1 protein-coding gene is annotated in these 388 nt (G+C 68.0%); it reads left to right on the top strand.

What is annotated here, in order from left to right:
* A partial coding sequence (locus tag OO68_RS48935) for a LysR substrate-binding domain-containing protein (RefSeq protein ID WP_245237469.1) occupies window positions 1-293 on the top strand: 293 nt, incomplete at its 5' end.
* Window positions 294-388: the final 95 nt, after the last annotated feature.

The raw sequence follows: 388 nt of genomic DNA, 5'->3' as shown, positions 1-388 counted from the left end.
GGCGGGCGGGCTTTGCGCCGCGCATCGTGCAGGAGGCGCATGAGCTGCGCACCGTGCTCAGTCTGGTCGCGGCCGGGATCGGGCTTTCGATCCTGCCGTCCTGCTACCAGCAGGCCGGCGTCATGAACGTCGTCGCCAAGACGCTCGATACGCCTGATGCCGAAAGCCGCATGCTGGTGGCGATGCGCTCGAATGCCTCGCTGTTGCCGCGCCGGTTCGTCGAATGCGCATTGCAGGCGGCAACGCGCAGCACGCCGCCGCTGGTCCCCGGGGTCACGGCAGCGAGCCGTTGATCGCGCCGCGCGCAAGAAGTTGTTCGCCGAGCATCTCGTCAACCATGTGCCGGTGTTCGGCCTGATCAAGCGTGTGCTCGACGAACGGCCCTCGC

This window comes from Streptomyces iakyrus (genome assembly GCF_000717055.1).
In the GTDB taxonomy this organism is placed as follows: Bacteria; Actinomycetota; Actinomycetes; order Streptomycetales; family Streptomycetaceae; genus Streptomyces; species Streptomyces iakyrus.
Note: the sequence above shows the minus strand (reverse complement) of the source record. Positions and strands in the feature narration are given on the sequence as shown.